Annotated in this window: 16 protein-coding genes; 13 read left to right on the top strand and 3 right to left on the bottom strand. The window is 56.3% G+C overall.

Annotated features, from left to right (window positions below):
- Window positions 1–463: 463 nt before the first annotated feature.
- Window positions 464–1,417 carry a nickel/cobalt transporter gene (locus C3451_RS17055; protein ID WP_045620942.1) on the top strand — a complete coding sequence of 318 codons (954 nt, stop codon included), beginning with the start codon at window positions 464–466 and terminating at the stop codon, window positions 1,415–1,417.
- 32 nt (window positions 1,418–1,449) lie between these two features.
- Here the strand turns inward: C3451_RS17055 and proP are convergent, their stop codons facing one another.
- Window positions 1,450–2,952 (bottom strand): glycine betaine/L-proline transporter ProP, encoded by a 1,503-nt coding sequence (gene proP, locus C3451_RS17060; RefSeq protein ID WP_022646793.1) that lies wholly within the window; start codon window positions 2,950–2,952, stop codon window positions 1,450–1,452.
- Between the two features lie 647 nt (window positions 2,953–3,599).
- Here proP and kdgT point away from each other — a divergent pair.
- Complete coding sequence (gene kdgT, locus C3451_RS17065; protein ID WP_022646792.1) at window positions 3,600–4,592, top strand: 2-keto-3-deoxygluconate transporter; 993 nt, start codon at window positions 3,600–3,602, stop codon at window positions 4,590–4,592.
- 33 nt (window positions 4,593–4,625) lie between these two features.
- On the opposite strand, the gene C3451_RS17070 is transcribed toward kdgT, so the two are convergent.
- Both C3451_RS17070 and crfC read right to left on the bottom strand, forming a co-directional pair.
- Window positions 4,626–5,504 carry a diguanylate cyclase regulator RdcB family protein gene (locus C3451_RS17070; protein WP_022646791.1) on the bottom strand — a complete coding sequence of 293 codons (879 nt, stop codon included), beginning with the start codon at window positions 5,502–5,504 and terminating at the stop codon, window positions 4,626–4,628.
- Window positions 5,501–7,855 (bottom strand): clamp-binding protein CrfC, encoded by a 2,355-nt coding sequence (gene crfC / locus C3451_RS17075; protein ID WP_045620941.1) that lies wholly within the window; start codon window positions 7,853–7,855, stop codon window positions 5,501–5,503. The genes C3451_RS17070 and crfC overlap by 4 nt, the downstream gene beginning before the upstream one ends.
- A gap of 591 nt (window positions 7,856–8,446) precedes the next feature.
- On the opposite strand from crfC, the gene C3451_RS17080 reads away from it, so the two are divergent.
- From C3451_RS17080 to phnK, 11 genes are all read left to right on the top strand, one after another.
- Window positions 8,447–8,782 (top strand): zinc ribbon domain-containing protein YjdM, encoded by a 336-nt coding sequence (locus tag C3451_RS17080; RefSeq protein WP_022646789.1) that lies wholly within the window; start codon window positions 8,447–8,449, stop codon window positions 8,780–8,782.
- Window positions 8,783–8,862: 80 nt separating this feature from the next.
- Window positions 8,863–9,294 carry a VOC family metalloprotein YjdN gene (yjdN, locus tag C3451_RS17085; protein WP_022646788.1) on the top strand — a complete coding sequence of 144 codons (432 nt, stop codon included), beginning with the start codon at window positions 8,863–8,865 and terminating at the stop codon, window positions 9,292–9,294.
- 173 nt (window positions 9,295–9,467) lie between these two features.
- A complete protein-coding gene (phnC, locus tag C3451_RS17090) occupies window positions 9,468–10,256 on the top strand; it encodes a phosphonate ABC transporter ATP-binding protein (RefSeq protein ID WP_003860210.1) in 789 nt (262 codons plus the stop codon).
- Window positions 10,257–10,279: 23 nt separating this feature from the next.
- Window positions 10,280–11,296, top strand: a complete 1,017-nt coding sequence (phnD, locus tag C3451_RS17095; protein WP_124304355.1) for a phosphonate ABC transporter substrate-binding protein — start codon at window positions 10,280–10,282, stop codon at window positions 11,294–11,296.
- A 115-nt stretch (window positions 11,297–11,411) separates the two neighbouring features.
- The gene (gene phnE / locus C3451_RS17100) at window positions 11,412–12,191 is read left to right on the top strand and encodes a phosphonate ABC transporter, permease protein PhnE (protein WP_022646785.1); all 780 of its coding nucleotides are present in this window, start codon (window positions 11,412–11,414) and stop codon (window positions 12,189–12,191) included.
- 20 nt (window positions 12,192–12,211) lie between these two features.
- Window positions 12,212–12,937: a phosphonate metabolism transcriptional regulator PhnF gene (phnF, locus tag C3451_RS17105; RefSeq protein ID WP_022646784.1), complete on the top strand. Its 726-nt coding sequence runs from the start codon at window positions 12,212–12,214 to the stop codon at window positions 12,935–12,937.
- Complete coding sequence (gene phnG / locus C3451_RS17110) at window positions 12,938–13,390, top strand: phosphonate C-P lyase system protein PhnG (protein ID WP_023299115.1); 453 nt, start codon at window positions 12,938–12,940, stop codon at window positions 13,388–13,390.
- Entirely contained in the window at window positions 13,387–13,971 is a 585-nt protein-coding gene (gene phnH, locus C3451_RS17115) for a phosphonate C-P lyase system protein PhnH (RefSeq protein ID WP_023305278.1), read from the top strand. Before phnG ends, phnH begins: the two co-directional genes overlap by 4 nt.
- Entirely contained in the window at window positions 13,971–15,035 is a 1,065-nt protein-coding gene (locus C3451_RS17120; protein ID WP_022646782.1) for a carbon-phosphorus lyase complex subunit PhnI, read from the top strand. Before phnH ends, C3451_RS17120 begins: the two co-directional genes overlap by 1 nt.
- Window positions 15,028–15,873: an alpha-D-ribose 1-methylphosphonate 5-phosphate C-P-lyase PhnJ gene (gene phnJ, locus C3451_RS17125; protein WP_022646781.1), complete on the top strand. Its 846-nt coding sequence runs from the start codon at window positions 15,028–15,030 to the stop codon at window positions 15,871–15,873. Before C3451_RS17120 ends, phnJ begins: the two co-directional genes overlap by 8 nt.
- A complete protein-coding gene (phnK, locus tag C3451_RS17130; protein WP_003860225.1) occupies window positions 15,870–16,625 on the top strand; it encodes a phosphonate C-P lyase system protein PhnK in 756 nt (251 codons plus the stop codon). Before phnJ ends, phnK begins: the two co-directional genes overlap by 4 nt.
- Window positions 16,626–16,756 lie beyond the last annotated feature (131 nt).

Raw genomic sequence — 16,756 nt, forward strand, 5'->3', positions numbered from 1 at the left:
TAAACTTCGTAATGAATTACGTATGTTCACTCAGAGACTTGGTATTCATTTTTCGTCCGAGGACGTTAAGAATCCATGTCACTTTGAGTGCCCACACAGATTGTCTGATAAATTGTTAAAGAGCAGTTGCGACGCGCTTCAGCGCTCTGTCGCGAGGTGGCGTATATTACGCTTTCCTCTTTCAGAGTCAACCCGTTATTTCAGGATTTTTTCTCTTCAACCGACCGGGTTGTCTGTGAAGTGATTCACATCCGCCGTGTCGATGGAGGCGCATTATAGGGAGTTCCCGAGCGACCGCAACAGAAAAGTTGCAAAAAAATGACTGACTGCTGTATTCCCCAGCAAAACCCCGCCTTATACCCTTTTACGCACAGAGTTATCCACAATCCATTGACGATCCCGGTGCGATCCCGCTAATTGAACACTATACTAGCGGCAAATATTCCTCTCGCAGACCAACCTGATGACGACACAACGACTTCAACGTGACTGGCGTATCCCAACCGCCGGGCTCGCCGTGCTGGTGTTACTTATGGCAGGTTTCGCACTGCATACGCACTGGAATGCATTTATTCAGTGGTGCCTCGCCGCTCAGATCACCCTGCACCGTTATCTGGTGATGTATTTGCTGCAACTTAATAATCATCAGTACAGCGGTGGGCTGTGGTTGTTAACCGGTGCGTTTCTTTATGGTGTACTCCATGCCGTTGGACCAGGACACGGCAAATTTATCGTCGCCACGTATCTCAGCACCAATAAAGAGAGCCAGCTCGCGGCGCGCGTCGTACCGTTTATCGGTAGCCTGATGCAGGGCGTCAGCGCGATCCTCTTTGTGTTTATCCTGGCGGTTGGATTGAACCTCGCGTCAGGAGATATTAGCACCAGCCGTTGGTACGTCGAGAAAATCAGCGCCTTACTGATTGCCGCCTTCGGTGCGTTTATCATTTATCAGGCGCTCAGCAGCCTGCGTCCGCGCAAAATGGCGATTAGCGCCATCAAGCCGCATCATCAGCATAATGAACACTGTGGCTGCGGCCATCACGGCGTAGGGGTGGATCTGGCTAAAAGCGACTGGAAAACCCGTCTGGGCGTGGTGCTGGCCATTGGCGCACGCCCGTGCAGCGGAGCAATTATGATCCTGATGTTCTCGAATGCGCTCGGCATTATTAGCTGGGGAATTGCTGCTGTGATGACAATGTCGCTGGGCACGGCGCTGTCGATTATGGGGCTGTCGCTGGCAGTACGTTACGCGCGTGAACGCACAGTAGCCTGGTTTAGTGGCGGCACTTCCCTGAACTGGGTAATGCCGATGGTCAAAATAGCCGGAGGAGTTGTTCTGATACTGTTCGCAACTATCCTCTTCCTGACGGTGATCCCCGTCAGCGTCAGCGGCGACTATATCGCCGCAGGATGCTAATAAAAGAAAACCCGCCAGCGGCGGGTTTTTTATCACTCGTTAATTCGCGGATGCTGGTCAACCAGGCGAGAACGTTTTTTCTGAAGCTCTTCAATCTCTGCGTCAATATCTTCAATCTTCTGCTCTACGTTATCGTAGTGCTCGCGCAGGATCTCCTTCGCTTCCTGAATATCGGACGCCGCAGGCGTTGCCCCTTTCAGTGGACGGTTCGCCGTCTCCTTCATAGTAATACCGGTAATCAGGCCAATCACCGCAATAACCATCAGATAGTAAGCAGGCATCATCAGGTTCTGCGTGCTCTCCACCAGTGAAGCAGCAAGCGTCGGCGTCAGGCCCGCAATCAGAACGGAGATATTAAAGGCTGCCGCCAGCGCACTGTAGCGAATATGCGTCGGGAACATTGCCGGTAGCGTAGAAGCCATCACCCCGATAAAGCAGTTGAGGATCACCGCCAGCATCAGCAGACCGGCGAAAATCAGCCCCAGCACATTGCTGTTAATCAGAATAAAGGCCGGGATTGCCAGCGCGAACAGTGCGACGCTACCGAGAATAATGAATGGCTTACGGCCAAAGCGATCGCTCAGCAGGCCCATAATCGGCTGCACGAACAGCATGCCTACCATGATGGCGATAATAATCAGCACACCGTGGTCTTCCGAGTAGTGCAGGTTATGCGACAGATAGCTCGGCATGTATGTCAGCAGCATGTAATAGGTCACGTTGGTGGAAATCACCAGACCGATACAGGTCAGCAGGCTGCGCCAGTGTTTGGTCGCAATCTCCTTGAACGACACTTTCGGGCCATCCTGCAACCCTTCACGGTCGCCCTGCTCCAGCTTTTCAACGTGCTGCTGGAACGCAGGCGTCTCTTCCAGGGCGTGACGCAGGTAAAGACCGATGATGCCAAGCGGCAGCGCCAGGAAGAACGGAATACGCCAGCCCCAGTCGAGGAAGTTCTCTTCACCCACTACGGTTGAAATCAGAACCACAACTCCCGCGCCCATGACAAACCCGGCAATCGAACCAAAGTCGAGCCAGCTGCCCATAAAGCCGCGTTTTCGATCCGGAGAATACTCGGCGACAAAAATCGATGCACCGGTATATTCGCCGCCAACGGAGAAGCCCTGCGCCATCTTACAGATCAACAGCAGGATCGGTGCCCATATACCAATGGTCGCATAGGACGGAATAAGGCCGATACAGAATGTACTTATCGACATGATGACAATAGTAATAGCCAGGATCTTCTGGCGACCATATTTATCACCCAGCATGCCGAAGAACAGGCCACCGAGAGGGCGAATAAGGAAGGGAACAGAGAACGTACCCAGCGCGGCAATCATCTGCAAGCTGGGATCGGCACCGGGGAAGAACACTTTACCAAGCGCATAGGCAACAAAGCCGTAGACACCAAAATCGAACCACTCCATCGCATTACCGAGCGAGGCCGCCGTAATCGCTTTGCGCAGTTTCGCATCATCAATAATGGTGACATCGCGCAGCGTGATGGGTTTTACTTTTTTCCTTCTAAGCATAGCTTTCCTCGTAGACTCAGCCCCGTCCGTTTCACAGCGCATTTGCAAGCTGTGAACCAGAGATCCGCTCCATGCGAATCTCCTTATTCAAGCGTAGCAGGTTTACTTACATTGACGTTTTACCTCAATACAACCGAACCTGTTGACGCCTGTCTGGGCAGTTAAAGACCTTTTTACCCTACCAGCGTTTATATATGTGATCAACTTCACATATATTTTTCCGGTTCGTAAGTTGGCTTCAGGTTTTGTCAATTCACGATAAATAAGGTCATTCTCACCCCCCTTTATCAAGCACATCTTAACACCCGTTATTATTCCTCTTAAAACAAAAAACAATCACATTTCTTCACATCGAATTTACACAAAATTTAATTATTAACAGCGGGCATTCCTGTTTACATTCAATATGTGACGCAGATAACTAAAACAGTGTTTTATTTTCATTGAATCGCAATTCCAAAGATCGCATGATAAACCCGAACACAATATCCCAGCGGCTTTCAAATGAAGGAATGCTAAGCACCTGAATTTCGCTTTACAGCATAAGTAACGAATCGATTGGTCTTCAAAAAAGGCAATCATTTGAATTTGTTGATCTATTTTTTGAGATTTCCGCCAGCCACGCGGGCGAGATGTGAGGGTTAATGATGAAGATTAAAGCAACAATAGAACGCATCCCGGGCGGGATGATGCTGGTCCCGCTGGTACTTGGCGCGATATTAAATACGCTGGCCCCGAATACCGGTGCTTATTTTGGCGGTTTTACAAAAGGTATGATCACCGGAACGGTGCCGATTCTGGCAGTCTGGTTCTTTTGCATCGGCGCATCTATTAATTTACGTGCAACTGGTACGGTATTACGTAAATCAGGGACGCTGGTCATTACTAAAATTGCGGTCGCCTGGGTCGTTGCCATGATCTGCGCGATGTTCATTCCGGAGAATGGCATACAGACCGGATTCTTCGCCGGATTATCCGTTCTGGCCATTGTTTCAGCAATGGATATGACCAACGGCGGTCTCTATGCCAGCCTGATGAATCAATATGGCACCAAAGAAGAATCAGGCGCGTTCGTGCTGATGTCCCTGGAGTCGGGTCCGCTGATGACCATGCTGATTCTGGGTTCTGCCGGCCTTGCCTCCTTTGAACCCCACCATTTTGTCGGGGCGATCCTGCCGTTCCTGATTGGTTTTGCGCTAGGCAACCTCGATCACGATCTGCGCGATTTCTTCAGCAAAGCCACCCCGGTACTGATCCCGTTCTTCGGCTTCGCGTTGGGCAATACCATCAATCTGAACGTGATTCTGGAAACCGGCCTGCTGGGTATTGTGCTGGGTGTTGCCGTCATCGTCATCACGGGTATTCCGCTAATTATTGCAGACCGCGTCATCGGGGGCGGTAACGGAACCGCAGGTGTGGCCGCCTCGTCGGCCGCAGGCGCTGCGGTAGCTAACCCGGTGATTATCGCCCAGATTAACCCGGCCTTTGAACCAGTGGCGGCTTCCGCCACGGCCCTGGTTGCCGCCAGCGTGATTGTGACGGCGATTCTGGTCCCGATCATCACGGCGCTGTACGCCAGACGTTTTGGACAGGTTCCGGAAACCCAGGCAGAGCCGAAAGCGGTAGAAATGCACCACTAAGCCGTTCGCCCCCTCCTTAAAAAGAGGGGGCAATCACGCACTAAATATCTCTTCCACCATGCCATCCACCAGCCGTTTTGCCGAACAGAGTCTCGGCATACCCAGCGCGACCGTTTGCCAGCTCTGCGTCACTGACCAGCTCACCGGATGTTTATCCGCCTGACACCAGTCCCCCAGCCAGCCAAGCATATCTTTATAATCCATCAGACCAGGAGAAGCGGGCGTCGTCAGCCACTGATGGTAAAAATGCCGGGTGGTGGGAGAAGCGTTAATCCCCTGTGCCAGATAGTTTGCGGCCATGCTGCGCAGGTTATCTTTCAGCATGGCCGCCACATCACTATTCGCCAGACGACAGGCATCGCCAAACGCGCCCCAGCGCAACTCTTCCAGCACGATAAAGCAGCGGCCAGCCAGCGACCAGCCGTCATACTGCCCGGCTCGCCAGCGGGTAAAAATTTGCTCGCTGTGCTCGCCCGCCTGAACCGTAAGGCCGCGCTGCGCGAGCGCTTTCTCTTTATAGGCGGCACGCTGGTTGAAATGTGCGGAGAGCGCCTCGTACTGTTGCAACAATCCGGAAGGTTGAGGGAGGCGTGGATTAACCTGCTGGCGCAGGGCTACCAGCTTGTCGGACATGCGGGTCAGCGCCAGGTGTCCAGGGTCGAGCATACCGGCCAGTTTCTCCGCCAGACCCAGCCGCAGTGCTGCATTTTCGTTGAGCATTCCCGCCATTGCCCATGGCCGCAACCGGGTCTGCGTAACGATCTCCTGCGTCAAACGCTCACGAAATTGCAGTTGCTGTGGCCCCAGGAGGGTGTGACGAGCAGCATCCGCCCCCTGGACCAAATCGACCATAAATTTTGGATGAATACACTCCAGCGTCCGCCCGGGACCGTCCAGTAGCTGTGTTGTCATGGTTGCTCTGCCGCGAATAAGGTTTGAATATCATCGCGTAACAGTCGGGTATCTTCCTGAATCCACGCCGCTGTGGTCATACTTTGCTTCAACAACTGGCTAAGCGCCCGGGTTGAATGCTCATTCTGCTGCCGCACGGCAAGGCTATCACGCAAGCTTTCCTGTAACCCGGTCAGGCACAACGAAAACTCTGCAAAGAACGTTGCCATACCTGCCGTAACAGAGACATCGACCTGCGCGGCCAAAGCTTTACGTATTTGATCGCAAAACTGATCGGTATGCTGCGTAAATTTGCCATGAAGCTGGGCGATATCGATGACATATCGGGTGCGCGTCTCCACATACGCTTCCCAGCCCCAGCCGGGATGATTGAGCCAGCGCGAGACGGTATTACGTACGCTGCCCGCCCCTGCAGGCTGACTGGCGGGAGGGGTGTCCTGCACAATGGCATCATTAAATAAGCCGCGCGTATTGAAGTTAAGCTGGTTTGCCTGAAACGCCGGAAAGCTAATCCGCGCCCGAAAGCCGGCATGACTGAGCTGTTCCTTAATTTGCATCTCGATGGGGCGCATCGCCTCATTCAACGATCGGGCGAGCGTAGACTCCAGCTGATCGAAGCGTAACGCCAGCTCCCGGCTAATTCTGCTCTGCGCATTCAGCAAAATCTGCTCGCATGACGATCGGATCTTGCTCAGGACAATCTGTGCCTGCCCTTCATCGTCAAGCACCAGTTGCTGGTTCCCATCCGTGTCGTCTGTACGCATGCTGGATGGCTCGCGCCCGGCTAAATCAAGAATTAACGGGCGGCTAAACATGTCGTCCAGCGCCTGGTGAAGTTCGCCTTTCTGACTAAGCAGAAATGTATCCGCTGCGTTGAGCGCCTCTTCAACTTCATGCTGGACCTCATCGCTCACTACGCTCTGCCGCTGACGCAGCATCGCCATGTCCTCTTCCAGGCGCTTAATATTCCGCTCCAGCTCATCAAAGGCGACCGTCAGTCCCTGATGGCGAAAATCCAGGTATTCTCTGGCATTTTGCGCATAGTTCAGCAGCTTATGCGATGCCGACCGCAGGGCGAACAGCGAGGCGTTGGCGTAAGCCGCGTAAATCAGCTTGCGGATGGGCTGTTCGAACAGCGAATCCTCCCACAGCAGATCCGCCGCATGGCGAATATGGTCACTATCGTCGAGATCGGCCGTACGCCAGCGGCGGCCCAGCGCGGCCTCGGCAAAATCCTGCACCCAACGCTGATCCTGATGATCGGGAAGCCGCCCATGGGTGTTCATCTCATAGCGGGCGCGGTTTGCCAGGTAGGCCCACATGGAAGAGACCGGATAAATTTGTCCCGGAGAAATATTCCCTTTCATCAGCGTGCCGGAAATCATCGCCCGAACCTGCTCTTCATCGTCGCTGTTACGATCTTTCTGATCGAATTTATTGACCAGGGCGTAAAGCGGCACGGATTTCCCCGCCGCCGAAATTGCCTGCCGAACCTCGGCGTCGGAAATGGATTTAAGCTGGGTATAGTCCATCACCGCCAGCACGGCGGAGGCGCGCGCCAGCTGCTCGCTGAGCATTTTTTGCAGGTGCGGCTGACCGGCCTCGTTCGGCCCCGGCGTGTCGAGCAGCGTCAGTTGCCCCAGGTGCGCATCCAGACCGGCGAGGTGCACAAATTCCACCTCAATCACCGGAATATGTTCAATCGCGGCGTACTCAGAAAAAGGAAACTCCACGCCCAGCGCCTGAGAAAGCCGCACCAGATCGTTCAGGCTTTTCAGACAATGAAAGATGGGCTCCGCGCCCAGGTGATGTTTTCCGAACGCCTCACCTCTTTCGATGCGCTCCAGCAGCGTATTCATGTCCTTGTCGATTTCCAGACGCCGCGCCAGCTTGCCGCGATCTATATCGCACAATTTCGTCTGCAACTGGGAAATCAGGGTATCAATGGGCGCAACGTGCAAAAAATGCAGCACCGGCTCCTTCTGGCCCGGCGTATGGCGGATCAGCGTGGGCAGCGCCGTCATCGGACGATTGCGGTTCGGCAGCACTTCCGTGCCCACAATCGCATTAATGGTGGTCGATTTTCCCGCTTTCATGGTACCCACAATCGCCAGCACCATTTCGAGGCGGGTTATTTTGCGTAATTCGTTATTCAGCAACGCCTGCTGAGCGTCGACACCCCGCGCGCTAAAATGTAATGGCAAAACGTTGTTATTAACGCCGCTCATGGCAGCGGCTGTGCTATCCAGCTTTGCAATCGGCATTGATTTTAATGAATCAAGATTGTTCAGAGCCAGCTGTAACAAACGTTCGGCTTCCTGGCTTAATTCAAATATGGTCTGTGTGTGCATGATAAAAGCCTTCCCTTAACGCAAATTTATTACTTTTATTAAGCCACGTTTTTTTAATTATACTGTTCAGGCTTATATGATCACGTATGGAAAACATGTTCATTTAATACAAGTAACTGAAGATAATGAGAATTTAAATCTCACCCTTCTAATACGTGTAAAACATCCCTCTGGTCAGAAGACCAAAAGTAAATAGACAAAACGCATTTTCAGGAAACATCAGGAGATATCATCGTTATTTACCCACCAAAAAAGAGAGGTATTCCCTGACACCAAAAGATGTATAGCATCAGAAAGGATAGATAAATAACGGTTTGTTCCTTCACCTTATCCGAAATGGCACAGCGTAGCAATTTGCTGTAATAAAATATTCGATATATTTATCATCATAACGATCACTGCCGTGCAGGGCATAAGCTTCCCTTAATTCACTGACAGTTCGTGTCATCTTTTACGCATTTTTGCGCTATTTTTCTAAAACAATATCACCGACAAAAGTGGGGATTTGCGTTATACTCGCTGCCTTTTTCGGCACACTGCCGTCATTTAGCTGGCGTTTTCCAGCGTGTTAACACTTTTGAGGATACCAACATGCAACTTCCACACTGCCCGAAATGCAATTCTGAATACACCTATGAAGACAATGGCATGTTCGTTTGCCCGGAATGCGCCCATGAATGGAACGATGCGGAGCCTGCGCAGGACAGCGATACGCTGATTGTGAAAGACGCGAACGGCAACCTGCTGTCAGACGGCGACAGCGTTACCGTTGTGAAAGATCTGAAGGTAAAAGGCAGTTCTTCCATGCTGAAGATTGGTACCAAAGTGAAAAACATCCGTCTTGTTGAAGGCGATCATAATATCGATTGCAAAATTGACGGCTTCGGTCCGATGAAACTGAAATCTGAGTTCGTGAAAAAGAACTGATTGACCCGCCCGGTGACGCTTCGCTTACCGGGCGTCCGGGAACTACACTTAACGGGCTTTTCTTACGTGAGGTAAAGATTATGCCGTTAAGTCCCTACATCTCTTTCGCTGGCAACTGTGCGGAGGCCACCGCCTTCTATCAGCAGGCCGTCGGCGCAGAACTCCTCTACAAAATCACCTTCGGCGAAATGCCTAAAGACGAAAACAGCGAAGAAGGCTGTCCGTCCGGCATGAACTTCCCGGATACCGCCATCGCCCACTCTAACGTCCGCATCGCGGGCAGCGACATTATGATGAGCGACGGGATACCGCCTGGCAGCAGCGCGCAATACGCGGGTTTCACACTGGTGCTCGACACCCAGGATGTGTCGGAAGGCAAGCGCTGGTTCGACAACCTCGCCGATGGCGGCAATATTGAAATGGCCTGGCAGGAGACCTTCTGGGCGCACGGATTTGGCACTGTGACCGACAAATACGGCGTGCCGTGGATGATTAACGTCGTTAAATCGTAGGCTGGATAAGCGCAGCGCATCCGGCAATAGCGTCCGGTGGCGCTGCGCTGACCGGGCCTACGGTGATTGTCATCAAATCCCCCTCAACTCTTCAAACTCCCGCAACCAACACTTAACCTGAATGTCATATTGATGCGCCAGCATGAGGCCACATTTATCGTGAGGCCCAGCACATGCAAACTGTCATTCGCGTCGAGAAACTGAGCAAAACCTTCCATCACAACAAGGCGCTGCATGCCGTTGATCTGACCGTCCAGCAGGGCGAAATGGTGGCGCTGCTGGGGCCATCCGGTTCAGGAAAATCCACCCTTCTTCGTCACTTAAGCGGCCTCATTACCTGTGACAAAACGCCGGAAAGCCGCGTCGAGCTGCTGGGTAACACCGTGCAACATGCGGGGCGTCTGGCAAGCGATATTCGCAAAAGCCGCGCGCAGACGGGCTATATCTTTCAGCAGTTCAACCTGGTGAACCGCCTGACGGTGCTCGAGAACGTGCTGATTGGCGCGCTCGGCAGCACCCCGTTCTGGCGCACCTGCCTGCGCTGGTTCTCCCCTTCCCAGAAACAAGAAGCCTTACAGGCGCTGACCCGCGTCGGCATGGCGCATTTTGCCCACCAGCGCGTCTCAACGCTCTCCGGCGGACAGCAGCAGCGCGTCGCCATCGCCCGCGCTCTGATGCAGAAAGCCAAAATCATTCTGGCCGATGAGCCTATCGCCTCGCTGGATCCGGAATCGGCCCGCATCGTGATGGAAACCCTGCGCGACATCAACCAGAACGACGGCATCACCGTGGTGGTGACGCTGCATCAGGTGGATTACGCCCTGCGCTACTGCGAGCGCATCGTCGCCCTGCGTCAGGGCCACGTGTTCTTCGATGGCGCCAGCCATCAGTTTGATAACGAACGTTTTGATCATCTCTACCGCAGCGTAAACCGCGTCGAAGAACGCGCGCAGGCTGCTTAACGCCCCGATAACGAGGAATGGAAATGAACTACAAAGCCGTTGCCGCGCTGGCCTTCACCAGCATGTTCAGCATCAGCACCCTGTTAAGCCCGGCCTGGGCAGAGGAACAGGAAAAAGCGTTGAACTTTGGCATCATTTCAACGGAATCACAGCAAAACCTGAAGCCGCAGTGGGAACCGTTCCTGAAAGATATGGAAACCAAACTGGGGATCAAAGTGAACGCCTTCTTCGCCCCGGACTACGCGGGCATTATCCAGGGAATGCGCTTCAACAAAGTCGACATCGCGTGGTACGGCAACCTCTCTGCCATGGAAGCGGTAGATCGCGCCAACGGCCAGGTCTTTGCCCAGACCGTTGCAGCAGACGGCTCCCCGGGCTACTGGAGCGTGCTGATCGTTAACAAAGACAGCCCGATCAACAACCTCAACGATATGCTCGCCAAACGCAAAGAGCTGACCTTTGGTAACGGCGACCCGAATTCTACGTCCGGCTTCCTCGTCCCGGGTTACTACGTCTTCGCGAAAAACAACATCTCCGCCAGCGACTTCAAGCGCACGGTTAACGCCAGCCACGAAACCAACGCCCTGGCCGTAGCGAACAAGCAGGTAGACGTTGCCACCAACAACACTGAAAACCTCGACAAGCTGAAGACCTCCGCGCCGGACAAGCTGAAAGCGCTGAAGGTGATCTGGAAATCGCCATTGAACCCGGGCGACCCGATTGTGTGGCGTAAAAACCTCTCCGAAAGCACCAAGGACAAGGTCTACGACTTCTTTATGAACTACGGCAAAACGCCGGAAGAGAAAGCAGTGCTGGCGCACCTGGGCTGGGCACCGTTCCGCGCGTCCAGCGATTTGCAGCTGGTGCCGATTCGCCAGCTGGCGCTGTTTAAACAGATGCAGGGCGTGAAGGACAACAAAGGTCTGAAGGAAGAAGAGAAGACCAGCAAAGTGTCGGAAATTCAGGCGCAGCTGGACGATCTCGACCGCCTGACCGCCGCGCTCGGGGCGATGACCAGCGTGAATAAAGCGGTGCAGTAACTCAAGTCCCCTCTCCCTTGAGGGAGAGGGTTAGGGTGAGGGGGAAAGGCGCACGCTGATGCCCTCACCCCGGCCCTCTCCCACAGGGAGAGGGAGAACAGATTAAGGAGCCAACATGCAAACCATCACCCTCCCGCCGCCAAAGCGCAGCTGGTTCTCGCTCATAAGCTGGGCTGTTCTGCTGGCGGTGCTCGTTATCTCCTGGAAGGGCGCGGAGATGGATCCGCTGCTGCTCTTCAGGGACTCGGGCAACATGGCGACCTTCGCCGCCGACTTCTTCCCACCTGACTTCAGCCAGTGGCAGGACTACCTCAGTGAAATGGCCACCACCCTGCAAATCGCCGTCTGGGGCACCGCCCTCGCCGTGATCCTCTCCATTCCGTTTGGCCTGATGAGCGCCGAAAACATCGTGCCGTGGTGGATCTACCAGCCGATGCGTCGCCTGATGGACGCCTGTCGCGCCATCAACGAAATGGTCTTTGCGATGCTGTTCGTGGTCGCCGTCGGCCTGGGTCCGTTCGCTGGCGTGATGGCGCTGTTCATCCACACCACCGGCGTACTCTCCAAGCTGCTCTCCGAAGCGGTTGAAGCCATCGAGCCCGGCCCGGTGGAAGGCATCCGCGCAACCGGCGCGAACAAAATCGAAGAGATCCTCTACGGCGTCCTGCCGCAGGTCATGCCGCTGCTCATCTCCTATTCGCTATACCGCTTCGAGTCCAACGTTCGCTCCGCCACCGTGGTCGGCATGGTGGGCGCAGGCGGTATTGGCGTCACCCTGTGGGAAGCGATTCGCGGTTTCCAGTTCCAGCAAACCTGCGCATTGATGGTGCTTATCATCGTCACCGTCAGCCTGCTGGATTTCCTCTCTCAACGTTTGCGTAAGCACTTCATCTGAGAAGCGAGGCTTTGATTGGTATGCACTTATCCAGACATCCGACCAGTTACCCTACCCGCTGGCAAGAGATTGCGGCAAAGCTCGAAGTGGAGCTGCGCACGCACTATCGGTGCGGCGACTACCTGCCTGCCGAGCAGCAGCTTGCCGACCGCTACGAAGTGAATCGCCACACCCTGCGTCGCGCCATCGATCAGCTGGTGGAACGCGGCTGGGTCCAGCGTCGTCAGGGCGTCGGCGTGCTGGTGCTGATGCGCCCGTTTGACTACCCGCTCAATGCTCAGGCGCGTTTTAGCCAGAACCTGCTCGATCAGGGCAGCCACCCCACCAGCGAAAAGCTGCTGTCTGTCCTGCGCCCGGCCTCCCGCCACGTAGCGGACGCGCTGGGGATTCAGGAGGGCGACAACGTCGTTCACCTGCGCACGTTGCGCCGGGTGAACGGCGTGGCGGTCTGTCAGATCGACCACTACTTCGCGGACCTCTCCCTCTGGCCCGTGCTGCAACATTTCGCCAGCGGTTCCCTGCATGATTTTCTTCAGGAGGCGACGGGTATCGCGCTCAAACGCACCCAGACGCGCATCAGCGCCCGCCGCGCGCAGGCTAAAGAGAGCAAGGTGCTGGAGATCCCCAACATGGCCCCGCTGCTCTGCGTGCGCACCCTCAACCACCGTGACGGCGACGTCAACGCAACGGAATACTCCGTCAGCCTGACCCGCGCCGACATGATTGAATTTACCATGGAGCACTGAATGCACTTCGACACCTCCACTCGTCAGCGCTGGATGCGCGTGCTGGCCCACAGCCAGCCTGCTGCGCTGGCTGCCCGCATGAACGCGCTCGGCCTGACGCCGGACTACGACACGATCCGCGCGCCGGAGATCGGCCTGGTGCAGATCCAGGCACGCATGGGCGGCACCGGTGAGCGCTTCTTCGCCGGCGATGCCACCCTCACCCGCGCGGTGATCCGCCTGAGCAGCGGCACGCTGGGCTACGGCTACGTACTTGGGCGCGACAAAACGCACGCCGAGCGCTGCGCGGTTATCGACGCGCTTTTACAGGAACAGCCGCATTTTCAGACCTTAATGGAAACCCTTATTGCCCCGCTGGAAGCTGACCGCGCCGCACGCCTTGCCGCGCGTCAGGCCGAAGTGAATACCAGCCGGGTCGACTTCTTTACGCTCGTTCGCGGAGACAACGCATGACGCTTCAACCTGCCTTTACCCTGGCCGTCCAGGATGCCCAACAGAGTTTCCGTCGCCTGCTGAAAGCCATGAGCGAGCCCGGCGTGATCGTCTCGCTGCACCAGCTTTCGCAGGGCTGGCTGCCGCTGAACCTCGCCTCTACCAGCGTGCTGCTGACGCTGGCGGACAACGACACGCCGGTATGGCTGTCAGGGGCATTGCTGAACGATATCGCCAGCCAGAACCTGCGCTTTCATACCAACGCGCCGCTGGTCGAGCAGCCCCAGCAGGCGGTCTTCGCCGTGGCAGACGAGCAAATCAGCCACGAGCAGCTTAACGCCCTGAGCGAAGGCAGCGCCGTCGCCCCGGAAACCAGCGCCACGCTGATTTTGCAGGTCTCCAGCCTGAGCGGTGGTCGCATGCTTCGCCTGACGGGTGCAGGCATCGCCGACGAGCGGATGGTCGCCCCCCAGCTGCCGGAGTGCATCATTCATGAGCTGACCGAGCGCCCGCATCCGTTCCCGCTCGGCATTGACCTGCTCCTGACCTGCGGCGAGCGCCTGCTGGCGATCCCGCGAACTACCCACGTGGAGGTGTGCTGATGTACGTTGCCGTCAAAGGGGGCGAGAAGGCGATCGCCGCCGCCCATGCCTTGCAGGCGCACAGACGCCGGGGGGATGACGCTCTTCCCGAGCTGAGCGTCGCCCAGATTGAACAGCAGTTAAATTTGGCCGTCGACCGCGTGATGACCGAAGGCGGCATCGCGGACCGTGAGCTGGCGGCGCTGGCGCTGAAACAGGCCAGCGGCGATAACGTGGAAGCCATCTTCCTGCTGCGCGCTTACCGCACAACGCTTGCGAAGCTGGCGGTGAGCGAGCCGGTAAATACGGCGGAAATGCGTTTAGAGCGCCGTATTTCTGCGGTGTATAAAGATATTCCTGGCGGCCAGCTGCTTGGCCCCACCTACGACTACACCCATCGTCTGATGGACTTCGCTCTGCTGGCGAACGGTGAAACACCGCAGCTCAGCGCCTCTGACGCTGAACAAGACGCCTCCCCGCACGTCTTTAGCCTGCTGGCAAACCAGGGGCTGGCGAAGGCGGAAGAAGACACCGGCAGCACACCGGATGACATCACCCGCACGCCGCCGGTCTATCCCTGTTCGCGCTCGTCCCGTCTGCAACAGCTGATGCGCGGCGACGAAGGCTATCTGCTGGCGCTGGCCTACTCCACGCAGCGCGGCTACGGGCGCAACCACCCCTTCGCGGCAGAGATCCGCAGCGGCTATCTCGATGTCGAAATTGTGCCAGAAGAGCTGGGGTTTGCGGTGAACATCGGCGAACTGCTGATGACCGAGTGCGAAATGGTCAACGGTTTTGTCGCGCCAGAAAATGAAGATCCACACTTTACCCGCGGCTACGGGCTGGTGTATGGCCTGAGCGAGCGCAAGGCGATGGCGATGGCGCTGGTTGACCGTGCGCTCCAGGCGCCGGACTACGGCGAGCATATTGCAGGGCCGGCACAGGACGAAGAGTTCGTGCTGGCCCACGCGGATAACGTTGAGGCCGCGGGCTTTGTCTCGCACCTCAAGCTGCCGCACTACGTCGATTTCCAGGCCGAACTGGAACTGCTGAAACGCCTGCAACGGGAGCGCGCCAATGGCTAACTTAAGCGGCTACAACTTTGCCTATCTGGACGAGCAAACTAAACGCATGATCCGCCGCGCCATCCTTAAGGCTGTGGCGATCCCCGGCTACCAGGTGCCGTTCGGCGGCCGCGAAATGCCGATGCCCTACGGCTGGGGCACCGGCGGTATTCAAATCACCGCCAGCGTGATTGGCGAAGCGGACGTGCTGAAGGTCATCGACCAGGGGGCAGACGACACCACCAACGCCGTGTCGATCCGCAACTTCTTTAAGCGCGTAACGGGCGTCAACACCACTGAAAAAACCGAAGACGCGACGCTGATCCAGACCCGTCACCGCATTCCGGAGACCCCGCTGACGGAAGATCAGATTTTGATTTTCCAGGTGCCGATCCCGGAGCCGCTGCGCTTTATCGAGCCGCGGGAAACCGAAACCCGCACCATGCACGCCCTGGAAGAGTACGGGATCATGCAGGTCAAACTGTATGAGGACATCGCCCGCTTCGGCCATATCGCCACCACCTACGCCTACCCGGTGAAGGTGAACGGCCGCTACGTGATGGACCCGTCGCCGATCCCGAAATTCGATAACCCGAAGATGGACATGATGCCCGCCCTGCAACTTTTTGGTGCCGGACGTGAAAAACGCATCTACGCCGTACCGCCGTTTACCCGCGTAGAGAGCCTGGATTTCGACGATCACCCGTTTACGGTGCAGGAGTGGGACGAGCCGTGCGCCATCTGCGGATCCAAACACAGCTATCTGGATGAAGTGGTGCTGGACGACACGGGCAAACGGATGTTTGTCTGCTCCGACACCGATTACTGCCGCCAACAGAGCGAGGCGAACAGCCAATGAAACCGCTGCTTTCGGTTAATAACCTGACTCACCTTTATGCGCCGGGCAAAGGCTTTAGCGACGTGTCGTTTGAGCTGTGGCCGGGCGAAGTGCTGGGCATTGTCGGCGAGTCCGGCTCCGGTAAAACCACCCTGCTGAAGTCCATCTCCGCGCGCCTGACGCCGCAGAATGGCGACATTTTGTATGAGGGCGTGTCGCTGTATGGCATGAGCGAAGCCGAGCGCCGCCGCCTGCTGCGCACCGAGTGGGGCGTGGTGCATCAGCACCCGATGGACGGCCTGCGCCGTCAGGTGTCAGCGGGGGGCAACATCGGCGAACGGCTGATGGCCACCGGCGCACGCCACTACGGCAATATCCGCGCCACGGCGCAGCACTGGCTGGAGGAAGTTGAAATCCCCGCCTCGCGCATCGACGACCTGCCGACCACCTTCTCCGGCGGCATGCAGCAGCGTTTACAGATTGCCCGCAATCTCGTCACCCATCCGAAGCTGGTGTTTATGGACGAACCGACCGGCGGGCTGGACGTATCCGTGCAGGCTCGCCTGCTCGACCTGCTGCGCGGCCTGGTGGTGGAGCTGAACCTGGCGGTGGTGATTGTCACCCATGATTTAGGCGTCGCGCGCCTGCTGGCGGACCGTCTTCTGGTGATGAAGCAGGGTCAGGTGGTGGAAAGTGGGCTGACCGACCGGGTGCTCGACGATCCCCATCATCCGTACACCCAGCTGCTGGTGTCGTCGGTGTTGCAGAACTGAGGGCGCTGTTGCCGGGTGGCGCTGCGCTTACCCGGCCTACGAACAGCGCACCTGTAGGCCGGGTAAGGCGAAGCCACCACCCGGCAAAACGAACACCGCACCCGTAGGCCGGGTAAGGCGAAGCCACCACC

This window comes from Enterobacter sp. 301B, assembly GCF_003850715.1.
Taxonomy (GTDB): Bacteria; Pseudomonadota; Gammaproteobacteria; order Enterobacterales; family Enterobacteriaceae; genus Enterobacter; species Enterobacter intestinihominis.

Bases quoted from the DNA above. Each gene is read 5' to 3' on its own strand.
- C3451_RS17055 (WP_045620942.1), top strand. From the start codon at position 464: ATGACGACACAACGACTTCAACGTGACTGGCGTATCCCAACCGCCGGG.
- proP (WP_022646793.1), bottom strand. From the start codon at position 2,952: ATGCTTAGAAGGAAAAAAGTAAAACCCATCACGCTGCGCGATGTCACC.
- kdgT (WP_022646792.1), top strand. From the start codon at position 3,600: ATGAAGATTAAAGCAACAATAGAACGCATCCCGGGCGGGATGATGCTG.
- C3451_RS17070 (WP_022646791.1), bottom strand. From the start codon at position 5,504: ATGACAACACAGCTACTGGACGGTCCCGGGCGGACGCTGGAGTGTATT.
- crfC (WP_045620941.1), bottom strand. From the start codon at position 7,855: ATGCACACACAGACCATATTTGAATTAAGCCAGGAAGCCGAACGTTTG.
- C3451_RS17080 (WP_022646789.1), top strand. From the start codon at position 8,447: ATGCAACTTCCACACTGCCCGAAATGCAATTCTGAATACACCTATGAA.
- yjdN (WP_022646788.1), top strand. From the start codon at position 8,863: ATGCCGTTAAGTCCCTACATCTCTTTCGCTGGCAACTGTGCGGAGGCC.
- phnC (WP_003860210.1), top strand. From the start codon at position 9,468: ATGCAAACTGTCATTCGCGTCGAGAAACTGAGCAAAACCTTCCATCAC.
- phnD (WP_124304355.1), top strand. From the start codon at position 10,280: ATGAACTACAAAGCCGTTGCCGCGCTGGCCTTCACCAGCATGTTCAGC.
- phnE (WP_022646785.1), top strand. From the start codon at position 11,412: ATGCAAACCATCACCCTCCCGCCGCCAAAGCGCAGCTGGTTCTCGCTC.
- phnF (WP_022646784.1), top strand. From the start codon at position 12,212: ATGCACTTATCCAGACATCCGACCAGTTACCCTACCCGCTGGCAAGAG.
- phnG (WP_023299115.1), top strand. From the start codon at position 12,938: ATGCACTTCGACACCTCCACTCGTCAGCGCTGGATGCGCGTGCTGGCC.
- phnH (WP_023305278.1), top strand. From the start codon at position 13,387: ATGACGCTTCAACCTGCCTTTACCCTGGCCGTCCAGGATGCCCAACAG.
- C3451_RS17120 (WP_022646782.1), top strand. From the start codon at position 13,971: ATGTACGTTGCCGTCAAAGGGGGCGAGAAGGCGATCGCCGCCGCCCAT.
- phnJ (WP_022646781.1), top strand. From the start codon at position 15,028: ATGGCTAACTTAAGCGGCTACAACTTTGCCTATCTGGACGAGCAAACT.
- phnK (WP_003860225.1), top strand. From the start codon at position 15,870: ATGAAACCGCTGCTTTCGGTTAATAACCTGACTCACCTTTATGCGCCG.